15 protein-coding genes and 2 pseudogenes are annotated in these 17,093 nt (G+C 66.9%); 9 read left to right on the plus strand and 8 right to left on the minus strand.

Translation table 11 applies throughout. From position 1 onward, the window contains the following. Positions 1-121: 121 nt before the first annotated feature. The gene (locus tag AU192_RS02595) at positions 122-1,216 is read right to left on the minus strand and encodes a DUF4185 domain-containing protein (RefSeq protein WP_235630374.1); all 1,095 of its coding nucleotides are present in this window, start codon (positions 1,214-1,216) and stop codon (positions 122-124) included. A gap of 42 nt (positions 1,217-1,258) precedes the next feature. After that, positions 1,259-1,804, minus strand: a complete 546-nt coding sequence (locus AU192_RS02600) for a hypothetical protein (protein ID WP_242656882.1) — start codon at positions 1,802-1,804, stop codon at positions 1,259-1,261. A 140-nt stretch (positions 1,805-1,944) separates the two neighbouring features. On the opposite strand from AU192_RS02600, the gene AU192_RS02605 reads away from it, so the two are divergent. From AU192_RS02605 to AU192_RS02625, 5 genes are all read left to right on the plus strand, one after another. Beyond that, positions 1,945-3,480, plus strand: a complete 1,536-nt coding sequence (locus tag AU192_RS02605; protein WP_064394107.1) for an ABC transporter substrate-binding protein — start codon at positions 1,945-1,947, stop codon at positions 3,478-3,480. Further along, the gene (locus AU192_RS02610; protein WP_064394108.1) at positions 3,480-4,448 is read left to right on the plus strand and encodes an ABC transporter permease; all 969 of its coding nucleotides are present in this window, start codon (positions 3,480-3,482) and stop codon (positions 4,446-4,448) included. Before AU192_RS02605 ends, AU192_RS02610 begins: the two co-directional genes overlap by 1 nt. Beyond that, positions 4,445-5,335: an ABC transporter permease gene (locus AU192_RS02615; protein WP_064394109.1), complete on the plus strand. Its 891-nt coding sequence runs from the start codon at positions 4,445-4,447 to the stop codon at positions 5,333-5,335. Before AU192_RS02610 ends, AU192_RS02615 begins: the two co-directional genes overlap by 4 nt. Then, positions 5,332-6,948: a dipeptide ABC transporter ATP-binding protein gene (locus AU192_RS02620; RefSeq protein WP_064394110.1), complete on the plus strand. Its 1,617-nt coding sequence runs from the start codon at positions 5,332-5,334 to the stop codon at positions 6,946-6,948. The genes AU192_RS02615 and AU192_RS02620 overlap by 4 nt, the downstream gene beginning before the upstream one ends. A gap of 148 nt (positions 6,949-7,096) precedes the next feature. After that, on the plus strand, positions 7,097-7,837 hold the full coding sequence (locus AU192_RS02625; RefSeq protein ID WP_064394111.1) for an SDR family NAD(P)-dependent oxidoreductase: 741 nt from the start codon (positions 7,097-7,099) through the stop codon (positions 7,835-7,837). 7 nt (positions 7,838-7,844) lie between these two features. Here the strand turns inward: AU192_RS02625 and AU192_RS02630 are convergent, their stop codons facing one another. The 3 genes and pseudogenes from AU192_RS02630 to AU192_RS02640 form a co-directional block, all read right to left on the minus strand. Then, on the minus strand, positions 7,845-9,488 hold the full coding sequence (locus AU192_RS02630) for a DUF7800 domain-containing protein (protein ID WP_133148007.1): 1,644 nt from the start codon (positions 9,486-9,488) through the stop codon (positions 7,845-7,847). 71 nt (positions 9,489-9,559) lie between these two features. Further along, positions 9,560-11,215 (minus strand): MSCRAMM family adhesin, encoded by a 1,656-nt coding sequence (locus tag AU192_RS25620; RefSeq protein ID WP_064394113.1) that lies wholly within the window; start codon positions 11,213-11,215, stop codon positions 9,560-9,562. Positions 11,216-11,440: 225 nt separating this feature from the next. Then, positions 11,441-11,833 (minus strand): annotated as a pseudogene (locus AU192_RS02640) (glycosyltransferase); the annotation flags it as partial. A gap of 17 nt (positions 11,834-11,850) precedes the next feature. On the opposite strand from AU192_RS02640, the gene AU192_RS02645 reads away from it, so the two are divergent. Beyond that, complete coding sequence (locus tag AU192_RS02645) at positions 11,851-12,099, plus strand: hypothetical protein (RefSeq protein WP_064394115.1); 249 nt, start codon at positions 11,851-11,853, stop codon at positions 12,097-12,099. A 3-nt stretch (positions 12,100-12,102) separates the two neighbouring features. Here the strand turns inward: AU192_RS02645 and AU192_RS02650 are convergent, their stop codons facing one another. Both AU192_RS02650 and AU192_RS02655 read right to left on the minus strand, forming a co-directional pair. After that, positions 12,103-12,291, minus strand: coding sequence for a hypothetical protein (locus AU192_RS02650; protein ID WP_059163799.1), 189 nt, complete (start codon positions 12,289-12,291; stop codon positions 12,103-12,105). Positions 12,292-12,326: 35 nt separating this feature from the next. Next, positions 12,327-13,607, minus strand: a complete 1,281-nt coding sequence (locus AU192_RS02655) for an acyl-CoA dehydrogenase family protein (protein ID WP_064394116.1) — start codon at positions 13,605-13,607, stop codon at positions 12,327-12,329. A gap of 132 nt (positions 13,608-13,739) precedes the next feature. Between AU192_RS02655 and AU192_RS02660 the strand changes: the two genes are divergently transcribed. The 3 genes and pseudogenes from AU192_RS02660 (at position 13,740) to AU192_RS25875 (ending at position 15,739) form a co-directional block, all read left to right on the plus strand. Then, a complete protein-coding gene (locus tag AU192_RS02660) occupies positions 13,740-14,039 on the plus strand; it encodes a DUF732 domain-containing protein (RefSeq protein ID WP_064394117.1) in 300 nt (99 codons plus the stop codon). 50 nt (positions 14,040-14,089) lie between these two features. Then, positions 14,090-15,007, plus strand: a pseudogene (locus AU192_RS25870) (lytic transglycosylase domain-containing protein); the annotation flags it as partial. Beyond that, positions 14,981-15,739, plus strand: coding sequence for a DUF1460 domain-containing protein (locus AU192_RS25875; RefSeq protein WP_423202663.1), 759 nt, complete (start codon positions 14,981-14,983; stop codon positions 15,737-15,739). The pseudogene AU192_RS25870 and the gene AU192_RS25875, both read left to right, overlap by 27 nt. 7 nt (positions 15,740-15,746) lie before the next feature. On the opposite strand, the gene AU192_RS02670 is transcribed toward AU192_RS25875, so the two are convergent. Continuing rightward, complete coding sequence (locus AU192_RS02670; protein ID WP_064394119.1) at positions 15,747-17,054, minus strand: S1C family serine protease; 1,308 nt, start codon at positions 17,052-17,054, stop codon at positions 15,747-15,749. Positions 17,055-17,093 lie beyond the last annotated feature (39 nt).

Raw genomic sequence — 17,093 nt, forward strand, 5'->3', positions numbered from 1 at the left:
CCGGTGCCCCAGACCACTACACGTTTGGCGCCAGAATCCCCAGATCTCCCAGCCACTGCTCGCCTTCCCTTCGGCCCCGCTCTAACACCATAGGGGCGTCACGACCCCGACGGATCGGACGCTACAAATTGATCGGGTCGGGCGGCGGCACCGTCTTGGTGCTGTCTTTGAGCGCGGTCTTGAACTGCATCGCTCGATACGGCCAGCCGGTCGTCGTATTCCACTGCGAGACAATCAGTCCGATACCACCGTCGATGTCGAAGCGCGACCCCGGCAACAGGTAGCCACCGTAGAGCTGGGCGACCCGGCTGCCGACATGGTCTTCGTCCTGCCACGCCGATCCGAGGATGGGTGTCTGGACCGGCGTGGTGTGCATGTTGGCGACAGGGGAGGCCACCACGCGGTAGCCGAGCGCGTACTTCGACGCGAGAAACCCGCCGAGCACCCACTTTCCCGGCCCGATGCGGCGGAACGCGAGCTCGCCCCATCGCTCGCCGACGGGCGTGATCGGCGTCGCCGATCTCGTCCCCCACGACCATCGCGCCCCGTCGAAATGCCAACTCAGATAACGGGTCCTGTCGCCGATATGCTCCGGACGCACGCGCATCAGCACGATGCCCTTGTCGCGCTGGAAGCCGGTCGCGGCCACGTACACCCAGCCGTCGTCGGGGTCGTAATCCCAAGCCCAGCACTGTGCGTGACCGTCGTGAAGGTCGGTGGGAAACTTGGCCTTGTCCCCCAGATGTGTCCAGTTCACACCGCTGTCGTTCGACTGCCAGATCTCGGTCCAGACGACGTTGCCGAAGCCGCGGTTGACGATCGCGTGCAGATACATCGACCCGCCGACGGTCAGCAGGTCCGACGGGATCACCGTGCTGATACCGCCCCGACGCCAGCCGGTGCCCGCGTCGTCGTGCTCGTAGTGCCACAGTTGGCGCGCGTAGTCGGGATCGCTGCCGCCGGCGCGTTCGTAGACGATCGGGTGGTCGGCGTCGCCCGTGCCGATCAGGACGACCGGGGATCGCCAGTCCCCCTGGCCGACCCGCAGACCCGAGAAGGTGTCGCCGAACACCGAGACCAGCTTTCCGTTCGGCGCGACCGCCGACGCGCCGAGGTCGGTGCACGTGACACCCCATCGATCGGTCAGGCCAGGACCGGTCAGATCGAGGGCCTTGCCGTTGAGGAGCGGCAGGCGAGCCCGCCCGGCGGGGTCCAGCCCGCGCCCGGCCGCTCCTCCGATCGACGGATCGTCAGGCACCTAGAAGCAGCGGCGCAGACCGCCGGGCTCGCAGATGAGTGGATACGGCGTGACGGGAATCGCCAGCGGTTCCTTGAACGTCATCGTCAGCGGCGATTCGACCATCCCGGGCTGCTCGCCGCACACCGCACCGTGAATGATCCTGGCGCGCCCGGTGAGCGTGGCCCCGTTGAAGGAGTAGATCTCCTTCTGCAGCGCGGTGCTGCCGTCGGGGCAGTTGCGGATCGAGTCGAAGGTGTTGGCCTGGAACGTCCACTCGCCGCCGACCATGTTGGCTTCGGCGCCTCCGCGGCCCGCCGGTGTGACCTTGAGCCGGCACCCGACGGGAAGGATCAGCGGCTCGCGCAGATCGCCCACCGTCGGTACGCAGATCGGGTAGATCTCCCAGGTGGTCTCGGCCTGTCCGGCGATCTTGACCGTGTAGACCCCTTCGGGGGTGTCGGGGGATTTCACATCACCCTGGCCGGCCGCGATCCCTACGGCACCGAACATCAGCCCGAGCGCGCACGCCGCGACGCCCAACGCCCGTGCGATCGTCTTGGTCACGTCGTGCCCCTCCAGCCGTCTACGGTTGATGTCGAGTATCTCAGTGTGCACGCAGCGTCGTCACGGCTTTCCCCGGCTCCGGGTTTCGCTGCTCCCTGGCGAGGGGTAGAAACGATGCACACAACCGGCGGGGTGAAGGCATGAAACGACTGGTGGAAGTACTCGCCACCGTGGTCGTCACCGCCGTCGCCGCCGTGACGGTGCTGGCCGGGTGCTCCACCGGCCAAGGCGTGGATCTCGGGGAGTCCTCGAACAACCTCGTCGCCGCCATCGCCGGCGAACCCGACCAGCTCGACCCGCACAAGACCAGCGCGTACTTTTCCTTCGAGGTGCTCGAGAACGTCTTCGACACGCTCGTCGAACCGGACTCCAACCTCGAGATGCGGCCCGCACTCGCCGAGTCGTGGGAGGTCAGCCCCGACGAGTTGTCGTGGACCTTCCATCTGCGCCCGGGCGTGACGTTTCACGACGGCAGCCCGTTCACCGCCGACGACGTCGTGTTCTCGTACCGGCGCGTCATCGACGAGCAGTTGGCCAACGTCGACAAGTTCAGCGCCGTGACCGACGTGCGGGCCGTCGACCCGATGACCGTGGTGCTCCGGGTCAAACATCCGACGCCCAACCTGTTGACCAACATCGGCGGATTCAAGGGCATGGCGATCGTGCAGCGTCGCAACGTCGAAAGCGGTCAGATCGCCACTCACCCGGTGGGTACCGGACCGTTCGCGTTCCAGTCGCAGAAGAGCGGCGACTCCATCATCTTGACGGCGAACAAGGCGTACTGGGGTGGCGCTCCGAAGGTGAGCGGTGTGACGTTCCGGTTCATCTCCGAACCGTCGACCGCGCTGTCGGCGCTGCAGGCCGGTGAGGTCGACTGGACCGACTCCGTCCCGACGCAGCGGGTGGCGCAGCTTCGTGACGACGACTCGCTGCATCTGCAGGTGGCTGCCAGCAACGACTACTGGTATCTCGCGCTCAACGAGGCGCACAAACCGTGGGACGACGTGCGGGCACGCCAGGCCGTCGCCTACGGCATAGACCGCGCTGCGATCGTGCAGGCCACCAGCTACGGCACCGCGGCCGCCAACCAACTCGCCATCCCCGAAGGCAACCCCTGGTACACCGCATACGACCGCTACCGCTACGACACGGAGACCGCCCGGCGGCTGCTCGACGAGGCGGGCGTGGGTGACATCGATCTCGACATGCTGGTCACCAGTGAGTATCCCGAAACCGTGACCGCGGCGCAGGTCATCGCGGATAACCTTGCCCCGCTTGGCATCACGGTCAGCATCCGCACCGTCGACTTCGCCACCTGGCTCGACGAGCAGAACAACGGCAACTTCGACATGCTGATGATGGGCTGGCTCGGCAACATCGACCCCGACGACTTCTACTACGCCCAGCACCATACGAACGGAACGAGCAACGCCCAGAAGTACTCCAATCCCGAGGTCGACCGCCTTCTCGACGCGGGCCGCGTGGAGACGGACCGCCAAGCGCGCTTCGAGCTCTATCAGCGCGCCGCAACGATCATCGCCGACGAGGTGAGCTACATCTACCTGTACAACCCGTCGGTGATCCAGGCGTGGGTGACCAATCTGTCCGGTTACGAAGCCCGCCGTGACGGTGCCGTGCGCTTCCGGACGGCGAGCCTGAACGGGAGCGAAACCTGATGACGGGCTTGCTCACTCACCCGATCACGCGTTTTCTGGCGCGCCGGTTGGCGTACTCGGCGGTGGTGCTGCTCGGCGTGCTGGTCGTCAGCTTCGCGCTGGTGCATCTGGTGCCCGGCGATCCGGTGCGCATCGCGCTGGGAACCCGCTACACACCGCAGGCTTACGAGGCGTTGCGGTCCGCGAGCGGCCTCGACAAACCGCTCGTCGAACAGTTCCTGTCCTACATCGGGAACGCGTTGACCGGCAATCTCGGGGTGAGCTTTCGCAACGGCGACCCGGTGACGGTGATCCTGCTCGAAAGACTGCCAGCCACAGTGTCACTGGCGGCGGTCGGAATCGTCATCGCTCTGCTGATCGCCATCCCGGCCGGAATCTGGTCGGCGCTGCACGAGGGCCGAGTCAGCGACGCGCTCGTGCGGGTGGGCAGCCAGTTCGGGGTGTCGATCCCCGACTTCTGGATGGGCATACTGCTCATCGCGCTGTTCGCCTCGACGCTGCACTGGCTGCCCACCTCGGGCTACCGGCCGCTGTTCGACGACCCCGTGGGCTGGTTGCGCCATCTGATCCTGCCCGCGCTCACCGTCGGACTGGTGGCGGGCGCGATCCTGACGCGCTATGTGCGCTCTGCGGTGCTCGAGGTCGCCGCGATGGGTTACGTGCGAACCGCGCGCTCGAAAGGGCTTGCGCCGCGGGTGGTCACGCTGCGCCACACCGTGCGCAACGCTCTGATTCCCATCCTGACCATCACCGGTATCCAGCTGGCCACGATCATGTCCGGGGTGATCGTCGTGGAGGTGGTGTTCGCCTGGCCGGGGCTGGGCCGGCTCGTCTACAACGCAGTGGCAGGGCGTGACTACGCGGTCATCCAGGGCACGGTGCTGTTGATCGCGGCGCTGTTCCTGTTGATCAACCTGATCGTGGACGTGCTCTACGCCGTCGTCGACCCGAGGATCCGGTTGTCATGACAGCTCCCGCCGAGTCGAGCAGCAGGGTGTCGTCGCTGCGGCTGCTCATGGGGAACCCCGTCACGGTGGCCAGCGCGGCCCTGCTCGTGCTGATCGCGTTCGTCGCCGTCACCGCCAACTGGATTGCGCCGTACGGCATCAACGACGTCGACGTCCCGAACGCGCTGCAACCGCCCAGCGGGGCGCACTGGTTCGGCACCGACGAACTGGGCCGCGACGTGTTGTCGCGGGTGCTCGTGGCCACGCAGGCGTCGATGCGGGTGGCGGTGGTCAGCGTGGCGTTCGCGGTGGTGGTGGGCGTGACGGTCGGTGTGGTGTCGGGCTATCGCGGCGGATGGCTCGACACCGTGTTCATGCGCGTGGTCGACGTGATGTTCGCGTTTCCGGTGCTGCTGCTCGCGCTCGCCGTGGTCGCGATCCTCGGACCCGGTGTGACGACGACGATCCTGGCGATCGGCATCGTGTACACGCCGATCTTCGCCAGGGTGGCCCGCGCCAGCACCATGAGCGTCCGCGTCGAACCGTTCGTGTCGGTGTCGCGCAGCATGGGCACCGGACACCTCTACATCGTGGGCCGCCACATCCTGCCCAACATCGCCGGACCGCTGGTGGTGCAAACGTCGCTGTCGCTGGCCTTCGCCATCCTGTCCGAGGCCGCATTGTCGTTCCTGGGGCTTGGCATTCAGCCGCCGCAGCCGTCGCTGGGCCGGATGATCTTCGATTCGCAAGGCTTCGTGACGATGGCGTGGTGGATGGCGGTGTTCCCCGGTGCCGCCATCTTCGTCACGGTGCTCGCGTTCAATCTGCTCGGCGACGGTCTGCGCGACGTCCTCGATCCCCGGCAGCGCACGCTCGCCGAAACCCGCCGGAAAGGGACGCAGCAGTGAGCGATCCGGTGTTGAGCGTGCGAGACCTGCGGGTGAGCATCGGCAGGCGGGAGATCGTGCGCGGCGTGTCGTTCGACGTGCACCGGGGACAGACCCTCGGCATCGTGGGCGAGTCCGGTTCGGGCAAGTCGATGACCGTCCTCGCCGCGACGGGCCTGCTCGACGCGCCGGGTACGCGGGTCACCGGAACCAGCACGCTGACAATCGAAGCCGGCCGTACCGAGCTCGTCGGCGCCTCGAACCGAATGTTACGCAGCGTGCACGGCGGCCAGATCGGCTTCGTGTTCCAGGACCCGGGTACGTCGCTGAACCCGCTGTTGACGCTGGAACGGCAGATCACCGAATCACTTGAGGCGCACCGGCGGATGACCCGACAGCAGGCGCGCGTCCGGGCGCTCGAGTTGCTCGAGGCGGTCGGGCTTCCTGACCCGCACTCGCGGCTGCGCGCCTTCCCGCACCAGCTGTCCGGTGGGCAGAAGCAGCGCGTGATGATCGCGATAGCGATGGCATGTGACCCGGCTCTGCTGATCGCCGATGAACCGACCACCGCCCTCGATGTCACCACTCAGGCGCAGATCGTCGAACTGGTCGCTGAACTGCAACGCGACTTCGGCACCGCGGTGGTGTGGATCAGCCATGACCTCGGCGTGATCGGCCAGGTTGCCGAGGACGTGACGGTGCTGCGCGGCGGCGAAGCGGTCGAACAAGCCTCGGTCACGGACGTTTTCGATCGGCCTCGCCACGAGTACACCCAAGAATTGCTCGAAGCGCGACCGCTCGTCGGGCGCCCGGGTCCACCCCCGGCGCCGGATGCACCGGTGCTGCTGAACCTCGAGGGTCTCGATGTGCGGTTCGAAGCCAGCACACCGGTCGGCAAGTCGACCGTGCACGCCGTCAAAGACCTGTCGTTTCAAATCCGTCGGGGCACCACCCTGGGCCTCGTCGGCGAGTCGGGCTCGGGCAAGTCGACCGTGGCGTCCGCGCTCACCGGCCTGCTGCGGCCCGACGCCGGCACCGCGAAGCTCGGTGACGCCGACGTGTTCGGGGTGCGCGGGAAGGCGGAGAAGGCGTTGCGCCGGCGGATCGGCCTCGTGTTCCAGGACCCGTTCTCGTCGGTGAACCCGCGCGCCCGCGTCAGCACCGCGATCGCCGAGCCGCTGATCGTGCACCGGCTCGCGAAGGGTCGGCGCGCCCGCGCCGCCCGGGTCGATGAACTGCTCGACCTCGTCGGTCTGCCGACGTCGTTCGCGTCGCGCTACCCGCACGAACTGTCGGGCGGCGAGCGCCAGCGGGTGAGCATCGCCCGCGCGCTGGCCGGTGAACCCGAGTTGCTGATCCTCGACGAAGCGACTGCGGCGCTGGATGTTTCGGTACAGGCGAAGGTGCTCGATCTGCTGGCCGGTCTGCAACGCGACCTGGGGCTGACCTACCTGTTCATCGCGCACGACCTCGCGATCGTCCAGCAGGTCAGCCATGACGTGCTGGTGATGCGCGAAGGTGCGGCGGTGGAGTACCGGCCGGCCGCCGATTTGTTCACCTCACCGCGCGACGACTACACCCGCGCGCTGTTAGCCGCCGTACCCCCGGAGCGTCCCCTGGCTTCGGCCCAGTAGGGCTGTCAGCTTCCTAGCGGCGAGAATGCATTCAGGGCTGTGATCGGCTGAACAACCCTGGATGCAATCTCGACCCTAGGAACCAGATTCGTCTGTTGGGTACTCCGGTCGCCGGATCGCACGCTTGTCCGTGAGAAAGTCTTCAACCATGACTCAACTCAGCGACAAGGTCGCACTGGTGACGGGCGCTTCGGCGGGATTGGGCGCGGCGGTCGCGCAACTGTTCGCGCGACGCGGTGCCACCGTCTTCGGGATCGCGCGCGACGCCGAACGGATGGCGTCGGTGTTCGAGGCCGTGCCTGGCGGCCGCTTCGCGTCGGTGGACGTGACGTCGTCGGCGGCGTGCGGTGAAGCCGTCGCGCGGTGCGTGGAGGAATTCGGGCGACTCGACGTACTCGTGAATGTGGCGGGCTTTCATCAGATGCGCCACACCACCGCGGTGACCGACGACGAGTGGGAACGCGACCTGGCGGTGAACCTGCACGGGCCGTTCTACCTTTGTCGTGCCGCGCTGCCGCATCTCCTGGAGAGCGGCGGCAACATCGTCAACGTCTCGTCGATCGCGGGTGTGGAAGGCGAGGTGTATTCGGCCGGATACTGCGCGGCCAAGCACGGTCTCGTCGGGCTGACCCGGGCGCTGGCCCTCGAGTACACCAAGGAGAAGGTCCGGGTGAACGCGGTCTGCCCTGGCGGCATGCCGACCGCGCAGACCACCGAGTTCTCCGCACCCGACAACGCCGACTGGGACCTCATCATGCGCATCGCGTCGCCGCGCGGGTTCATGGACACCGTTGACGTCGCCAAGACCATCGCATTCCTGGCCAGCGATGACGCCGCGGCGATCCACGGTGCGGTCTACCGTGTCGACAACGGCAAAGGCGCCGGCTGAAGCGATTTCAGAGTAGTTTGTGCTCGATGACGGTGGTCAGGTGCGGCTTGCGCCAGCGGCCAGTGACCTTCTCGATCCGTACGCCCATCTCGCCGCCCGCGATCTCCAGCGTCCCGACCTGGTTGCGGAAATGCGGCTCGGAGACGGGGCGCCAACGGAGCCGCGGCTTGGGCACTTTCGTGGTTTTCACCAGCGCGTTACCGACGGTCTCGACGAACCCCGTGTGGCCGAGCCGCAGAATGACTCGTTCGACCGCCGACGGCTCCTTGCGCAGTCCCGAACACACCACCTGCCAGACCTTGGTGCCCAGCCTGGTCGCCTCGTCGGGTACCTCGACCTCGGACACCCAGCAGTGGTGCACATCGCCGCCGAACAGCACCACTGAATCGGGCGCGGGACCTCGCCGTCCGCTCGCCACGTCGATGACCAGGTCCTCGAAGCGCCGGAAGCTCTCCTGAAAACAGGCCCAGTGGTCGAGATTGGCCGTGATCCGGACCTTCTCCCCCAAACCAGTGAGCCACCGTCCCCAGGCGCCGTCGCCGACGGCCTCCGACCACGCTTCGATGTGGTGCATTCCGTAGGGCAGCAGGATCGGCAGCGAGCTGGCGAACAGCAGGTGCTGGTAGTTCCCGTCGGCGTTGGCGGTGATCCAGTCCCATTCCTCGTCGGTGGTGATCCGGCGCCGCCCCGGTTTGAGCTGGCGGCCGGTGCGGGCGTCGACGACGATCAACCGCGCCGGACCGAGATCACGACACATGCTGAAATGTGATGCGCCGTCGTCTTTTTCGGCAATCTGAGCGAGTTCGCGAACCAGTTCGGAACCCTGCCTGGTCTCGATGACGCGCTGGAACGTCTGGTCCTTGGCCAGTTCGTCGGGCGACATGTTGCCGAGGTGCTGGTAGATCCAGTAGGCCATCAGCCCGCCGATGATCCGCGTCTGGTACCAGTCGGTCTGGCGCTTCTCGTCGAGCCAGGCCTGCGACGTGTTCCACTTGTCGTTGATCTCGTGGTCGTCGAACATCATCGACGTCGGAATGGTCGAGAGCATCCACCGCACGACCGGATCGCACCAGGCGTCCCAGTAGCCGATGCAGTACTCCTCGAAGTCCTCGAGCACCTCGACCGGGCCGTCGGCGTGTACCTCGCGATCGGCGACCAGATCCTTGATCGTGTCGTTCACCTGGTCGGCGTAGAGCTGGTCACCCATCATCAGCAGGGCGTCGGGCCACAGCGCCGACGGCTGGCGCAGCATCCGCATCCCGTATGTGCGCAGCACGTCGATGCCCTTGCCCTTGGGGTGCCACCAGTGCTGATACGTGTAGGGCGGGTGATGGGGGGCCGACGCGCGACAGGACCCGAACAGCAGCCGAAGCGAGCCGTCCCGCGGCATCAACCGGATCCGCGGTTGCGGATACTCATATCCGTTTGGCGGCCAAGCCTTTTCCCCGTCGAGATGCACCTCGTAGGGGTGGTCGCTGTCGGGGTCGAGGTCGGTCACGCAGACGATCGCGAAGTGATGACCTTCGACCTCGAAGGTGTCGGCGTGACTGCCGAGGACCTCGACCCCGCACGGCTTGTCCGTCTCGACCCATACGGTCGCGTCGGTTTTGCCGACGTGGCGAAGCAGCGGACCCACGCGAACCTCGGGCATCGCACCATCATGCACCCTTGTTGACGGCGGCGTAACGGCGGTGACGACTTTCCCGGTGCGCCCGCGACCCGTCAGTGTTCGGGCCGCCGACGACCGAGGAAGAACGCCAGCCCGATGGCGCCGAAGCCGAGCGTGCCGATCACACCCGCCGAGACCATCAGGAAGATGTCCCTGCCGGTCAGACCGCCGGTCGACGCCTCGTCCGACGCCAGCCGCAGCCGGTAGTCGCCGGGCAGCGGGGCCTCAGCCGGTTCGCTCAAGCCGGGGAACTGCTGGGTCTTGCGGACCTCGAATTGGCGCTCCCCGCTTGCCGTTTGCGTCCATTCACCCCAGACCGGCGTCGCGCCGTCGAGCAGCACCTTGCGCCCGCCGTACACCCGGTCCTCACCGACGTCGACGATCTGGCGCACCCGGAACGGCTCGTAACGGGCGTTGGAGTAATTGACCAACACCGGCACGTTGTCGTAGCGCAGGACGGGCGGCGGAGGCGGAGGCAACGGCAGGCCGGCGCCCGGGAAGTAACCGCCACCAAAGAAGGTGCCGACCGCGATGTTGCTCACCGCCTGCGCGACGTTGGCCGCCGCGACGACAGGGCTGAGGACCGCCGCGGTGAAGCTGTAGGCGGCGAACTGGGCCGCCTCGAGCACCAGCCGCGACAGCGGCGGGATGTAGGCGATGCGCGGTCGCATGTCGTAGACGTAGACGATGCGCACCGGGGCCCGGAACGGGTTCATCAGCACCGGGCGGTAGAACTCGTCGTACTCGATCCACTCCGGTTGCCACTGACGCACATTGCTGACCAACTCGAAGTCGCGGTCGCGCTTGGCCTCGAGTTCGACCTTCGCACTGGCGCTGGCCTCGGCGCCGTTCAAGCCGAGCGTCATGTCGACCGACTGCTTGAAGGCGTTCACGTCCTCCTCGGGGGCGGGCGCGGGCTCCGGTTCGAACACCGGCTTCGCGTTGCGTGCGAGTTCGACGTCTTCGGCCGGCGCTTCGAGCGTCTCGGGTGCCAGTGTCTCGATCTCCTTGGAGGCGTTCTCGATCGACACGGTCGGGGTGTCGGAGTCCGAACCGCTCTCCTCGTTAGCGGTGGTCTCCGCCACCGTCTTGTCGCTCGACGTCGGTGTCTCGGTGCCCGACGCGGGTGCGACCGCTGCAGACGACGCGGTGGACTCGCCGGGTTCGGCCGGTTCGCTGGTCTCGGGCTTGGTCGCCGGAGCGGCGCCGCTGGTACGCGGCGCAGCCGACGTCGCCGGGGTCCGCTCGGCGGGCGTCGACGGCTCGGCGACCGGCGTCGACGGCTCCGCGGACTGGACCGCGGTGCTGGTCTTCGGCGGGGCCACGGTTTGCGGCTCGGGCTCCGGCTGCTTGGTGGGAGCCGGCTCAGGCTCGGCGGCGAGCTCCGGCTCGACGGCCGGCGCCTGCGTCTGCGGTGCCTGCGTCTGCGGCGCCTGGGTCTGCGGTGCCTGCATCTGCGGCGCGACCTGGGTCGCCGGCACCTGCGGCTCGGGGGCCGAGGTCGGCTGCTCGACGGTCACCTCCGGCTCAGGAGCGCTGACTCTGGGTTCCGGCGCGACCGTCGTCACGACGTCGTCGGAGTCCGGCTGCGCCACGGCAGGCGCGAGCCCGGCGGTGAGCGCGGTCAGGGAGATCACGGCTCCCGACGCGACGACGGCGATACCTCGTTTCCGGACATCCCTGCGGAATTCATTCAGCGGAGCACCCATCGTGCCTCCACTCCCTTCTCTGCCTGGTTGGCGGCTCGGCGCCGTGCGACACGGTTCGTCGCTGAGACGGAAACGAGCACCCTGAGGGCTCCCCCGACGCTGCCGGCCTCACAGAATTCATCGCTCCGCCTACCCGAGCGTTACAGAGCGGCGGCCCCCGCTTGTGCGCTTTCAGCGAACATCAACGATCGACTGTCCACCTGGCCCGGGCATGCTCCGTCGCCCTCACGAAGTCGGCGCGACAGGAGGGTATACATGCCCCGTGTCCGGAGCCTCCCGGGCCACCAGACCGTCGACGACCGCGGCCACTTCGGCAAAGCCCGGGGACGCGGCCATGTCGGCCGCAATGCGGGCACTGGCCCGTCGGTATCGCGGCTCATCGATCACCCGCAGGATCTCTCGACGTAGCGCGCGTGCGGTCGGTCGCTCGCTTCTGATCCGCCGGCCGACGCCAGCCCACTGAACGCGAGCGCCGACCTCCGGCTTGTCTTCCTTGCCGCCGGTGGCGACGATCGGCACGCCGTACCGCAAGGCGTACTGGACACCTCCGTAACCACCGTTGGTGACGAAGACGGCGGTACGCGGGAAAAGTTCGTCGTACGGCAGGTACTCCGCCGCGCGCGCGTTCGCGGGAGTTGGACCGTTATCTCGGCGACCTGATCGCCAGCGTCACCAGGCAGATCGGGCGGGTCCTCGAGCACTTCGGGGACCGCGGTTGGCTGCGCAACGATGTCCCGTTCGAGGAGCTACTCGAGACGGCGGCAGTGCTCGGCAGCGTCGAGACGTTTCGCCCAGTGACCCACCGTGACGGCTGGAGCGTGGAGGCTTACCGGCTGTGGTGCCGGCGACTGCTCATCGAAACGGTGTTCCGCAGGCCCGCATGAAGCTCAGGGCTTGCGGCGGCGAAGACCGCCGACGGCCAGCGCGATACCGATCAACGCGATGATCGGGCCGAGGATCGACCAGGTGGTGGTGTTGCTCATCGGGCTGCCGCCGACCACTCCGAAGCCTTGGAGGGTGAACAGCAAGCCGAACAACGCGACGATCACTCCGAGTAGGGCGATGGCGAACCGCATGCCTTCACCCTAGGCGAGTATCTGCGGCGCAGACGTCAGCGGCGCCCCGACAGATACTTCTGATATGCCTCGGCGGCGGCCGCCAATTCGGGGCGGGCATCGAGCACGGGCTGCATCTTCTGGCGCGCCTGCTCCCGCTTGTAGGGCAGGAACTCCGTCGGGAAGTCGCCCTCGTGCGGTTGATAGTCGCGCAGCACGCGGCGCGCGACGGTGGCCTTGTGCACCTCGTCGACGCCGTCGGCGATGCCCATCGTCGGGGCGGAGGCGTACATCGCCTGGATCGGGGTGAGGTCGGTGGTGCCCAGCGACCCGAGGATGTGCAAGGCGTTGAACGACACCTCGCGCAGGACCTTGGCCATCGTGAACTTGACCGCGGCGATCTCGGTGCGAGCCTCCTGGGTCGAGGTGTTGTCGATCTTCCACGCCGTCTCGAGGACGAACAGGCGCAGCATCTTGATCATCGCGTAGGACTCGGCGATCTTCTCCTGCACCATTTGGTGTTCGCCGATGATCTTTCCGTGCGATTCGCGGCTGAGCGCGCGCTCGCACATCATGTCGAAGGCCAGTGTGCACTGCGCGATAGTGCGCATGGCGTGGTGGATGCGTCCGCCGCCGAGTCGCCTCTGTGCCAACACCTTTGCGCCGTTCTCCGGCCCCAGCAGATGGTCGAGCGGCACGCGCACATCGCGGTAGATGATGTGGTTGTGGTTGCGCGGCTCGGGCATGATCTCCACGCCGGGCGTCTTGCGCGGGACGACGAACATCCCGTTGGTGCACATCACGAAAAGAATGTCGGCGACCCGGCCTGCCGAGGTGAACCACTTCTCGCCATTGATCACCCATTCGTCGCCGTCGCGCACCGCGTGGGTCCTGAACAGGTTGGGGTCGCTGCCGCCTTGCGGTTCGGTCATCGAGTAGGCGGAGAACATGTCCTGGTTGAGAAGCGGTTTGAGCCATCGCTCCTTTTGTTCCTCGGTGCCGTAGGCCGCGAGCATCTCCATGTTTCCGGTGTCTGGGGCAGACGCGCCGAACATGTGGGGGGCGCCGGAGTAGCGGCCGATGATCTCGTTGAGCAGGCCGAGCTTGAGCTGTCCGAAGCCTGGGCCGCCGAGGTCTTTGTCGAGGAAGATCGCCCACAGGCCCTGGTCCTTGACCTCCTGCTGGAGCTCGCGGACGTAAGCCTTGACCGCCGGATTGGGTATGCGCACCGCGTGCGCGAACACGTGGTCGAGTGGTTCGACCTTCTCTTCGCAGAACTGCTTGACCCAGTCGAGCTTCTCTTGAAATTCCGGTTCGGTGCTGAAGTCCCACGCCATGCTCGCAGTCTGTCACCACCCCTGCGCAGCGATGCGGCCATCCCGGCCTCGGTAACGCCGCAATCTCGATATGCATCCGATCCTGCGTGCCCCGAGCCAGAACGGGTAGTCAGGCGCTAGGAAGGACGTGACATGACTACGCGTGCGCTCACAGCGCTTTCGATCGCAGCGGTCGGCCTGCTGATGGCCGCGCCCCAGGCTGCCGCTTCGCCCGAGGACGACCTCTGCCGCAGCATCACCTCGGTGGGTTATACGGGCGACTGCACCACACTGACCACTCTCGCCCGCGACGCGTGTACGCAGTTCGCGCGCGGTGCCGATTCGACCGCCGTGGCCGAGAAGCTGGACATCGCGACCAAGGACGAAACGCTGTCGAACTTCATCGTGGCCGGTGCGCGGCTGTACCTGTGCCCCGAGCCCACGAGCACCTAAATTCGCTGACGGGATCGGCGCGCGCTCGGCGGCGCTAGACTCCGACGGCAATGAACGCCCGTCTCGACGCCGCCAAAATCATTGCCGCCGCAGGCACCGTGGTGATCTTGTTCGTGCCGGTGGGCTGCTCGAGTTCGGACAGCCCGGAAGCGTCCTCCACGACGACGGCTGCGCCGACACCTTCGGCCCCAGCACCCGCAGCAGAGGAACCGCGCCGAGAATTGGCATCCGATCCGGTGCGCATCGCCGACGACCTGGTCGCCGACGAACGAGCGCTGCGGGATCCGTCGTCGACCGAGTCTTTGAAGAACGCCGCGGCGCAGCGCCAGCAGTTGGCGTATCGAGCCATCGGACGACACCCCGAGTGGGACCCGATCGTGCGTCCGCGGATTCCGCCGGAGCTGGGGAAGATTTACGACCACAACGTCCACGCGCGGCGTGAGCTCGGCGTGATGAGCCGGCCGAAGGACACGCTGCCCGCGTGGCGGATCGTTGCGCCCACGCCGGTGGACCAGCTGATGACCCACTACCGCGAGGCGGAATCCGAGTTCGGGGTGCCATGGCACTATCTGGCGGCGATCAATCTCGTCGAGACCGCCTTCGGACGCGTCGCCGGGGTGAGCACGGCAGGTGCGCAGGGACCGATGCAGTTCATGCCGTCGACGTTCGCCGCTTTCGGCGCGGGCGGCGATATTCACTCGCCTCGCGACAGCATCATGGCGGCTGGACGCTACTTGTCCGCCAACGGGTTCGCGCGAGACCGCGATTACGCGCTGTACCGCTACAACAACTCGAACAACTACGTGCGGGCCATCCACGACTATGCCGCGGTCATGGCCGCCGACCCTGCCGGCTTCGACACCTATTACCGGTGGGAGGTCTACTACCTGTCCACCGCCGGCGACGTGCTGCTGCCGGTGGGCTACGCCGAGGCCAACCCGATCCTGGCCGTGAATTACCTTGCCGCCACGGAAGCGCCGGCGCCCGAAGTCGCGATCTCCGAGCAGAACACGCAGATCCTCGAGCGGATGCTGACGGCCAGGAACGACGCGCCACCACCGAAGCTTGCGGAGGTCATCTCACGCGCGTTTCTCGGAACCCCTTATGGTGCACACACTCTCGTTGGTTCGGCGAGCGAGCCGGAGCAGTTGGTGGTCGAACTGTCGAAAGTCGACTGCTTCACCTATGCCGATTACGTCGAGGCGCTGAAACGGGCGGCTAACCGCGACGAGTTCATCTCCGCGCTGATCGATGTCCGCTACAAGGACGGTGTCGTGGGCTTCACGAACCGCAAGCACTTCTTCACTGACTGGGCGGCGGCCGCGCCGGCGGTCGCGACCGACATCACAACCAGCCTGAGCACCAACGCGATTCCGGTGCAGAAGAACTTGAACCAGAAAGACTCCGGCGACGTGTACCTGCCCGGCTTGCCGGTCGTTCCCCGGACGGTGTCCTACATACCGAGCGCGCAGTTCGACATCGGCGTGGTGAGCGGACTTCGAACCGGCGACTACATCGGAGCGTATTCCGGAGACGGCGGCCTCGACGTCACACACGTCGGCATCTTCGTCGACACGCCGGATGGCCCGGTGTTACGCAACGCCTCCTCGCTTCCCGGCGACAACAAGGTCGTCGACACCCCACTGTTCGACTACGTCCGGACCGTTCCTGGAGTGGTGGTTCTGCGGCCGGTTCAGTAGCCGGCCCCTACGCTTCGCCCAACGTGACCTTCGCGGTCTGAGCAGCCCCCGAACCGTCGAGATAGGTGACGGAAACGCTCTCACCGGGGGCACGCGAGCGGATCGCCGCCACGAGTGCTTCCGGGCCATCGATCGGCTGATTGTCGACCTTGGTGATCACTGCTTCGCTCGGCAGTCCAGCGGCGGATGCGGGGCCACCGTCGACGACGGCGACCGTTGCGCCGCCGGCCTTGGTGACTTCCCTACCGAGCTTCACACCGAGCGCACCATGACTGGCGGAGCCCGTCGTGACCAGTTCGTGGGCGACACGCTTGGCCTGATCCGAGGGGATCGCGAAGCCCAGCCCGATGGAACCGCTCTGGCCGCCGGAGCCGCTGCCCATGCTCGCGATGGCGGAGTTCACGCCGATCAACTCGCCGCGCATGTTCACCAGTGCGCCGCCGGAGTTGCCGGGGTTCACTGCAGCATCTGTCTGGATGGCGTTGAGCACAGTGACGTCTCCACCCGCATCGCCGCCTGCGAACACCGGCCGGTTCAGCGCGCTGACGATGCCCGTCGTCACCGTTCCCTGTAAGCCGAGGGGCGAGCCGATCGCGACGACTTGCTCGCCGACATTCACATCCGCCGAGGAGCCGATGGTGATGGGCGTCAAGCCGGAAACCCCCTCGGCGCGAACGACGGCAAGATCGCCCGATGGGTCGGCGCCGACAACGCTGAACGGTGCGGTTCTGCCGTCGGAGAAGGCCACAGTTGCCGTGGGCCCGCCACGCCGCGAGCTGGGAAACACTCCGCGATCGCTGTCGGCCACGGCAGCCACGACGTGGTTGTTGGTGAGGATGAGGCCGTCCTCGCTCAACACGATCCCCGAACCCGAAGGGCCCTCACCGCCCAAGTCGATCTTCAACTGGACGACGCTCGGCAGCACCCGGGCCGCCACCTCCTCGACGGTGCCCGCGGGAGCAGCGGCGGCCGGGCGGGGCGTGAGGGGTGCAGCACCGATGGGTGTCTGCGCGGCGGTCGCGTGGTGCGTACGGTCGTCGATGCCCACGACGGCCGCACCGACCCCGCCGCCGACGACCGCGCATACGACAGCGCCGGCGACGACGAGCCCGCGACGAGACTTCTTCAGCTGGATCCTGGGGATCGGAGCGGTATCAGCTTGCTGTGCAGGATGTTTCAGGTCATAGAGTGGAGGCTGGCCGTGCCGCCACTCGTAGCGCAGATGTGACGGGATGTGAGCCTGGTATGGCAGATACGGCTGTCCCGTAGCCGAACTCGAGGGCTGGTCCGTGGAATACCGCGGAGTGTTGGTCATTTGCGTTCGTTCTCTTTCCGGATCGTTGATCAGCCCACA

This window comes from Mycobacterium lehmannii (assembly GCF_001499925.1).
Lineage (GTDB): Bacteria > Actinomycetota > Actinomycetes > Mycobacteriales > Mycobacteriaceae > Mycobacterium > Mycobacterium lehmannii.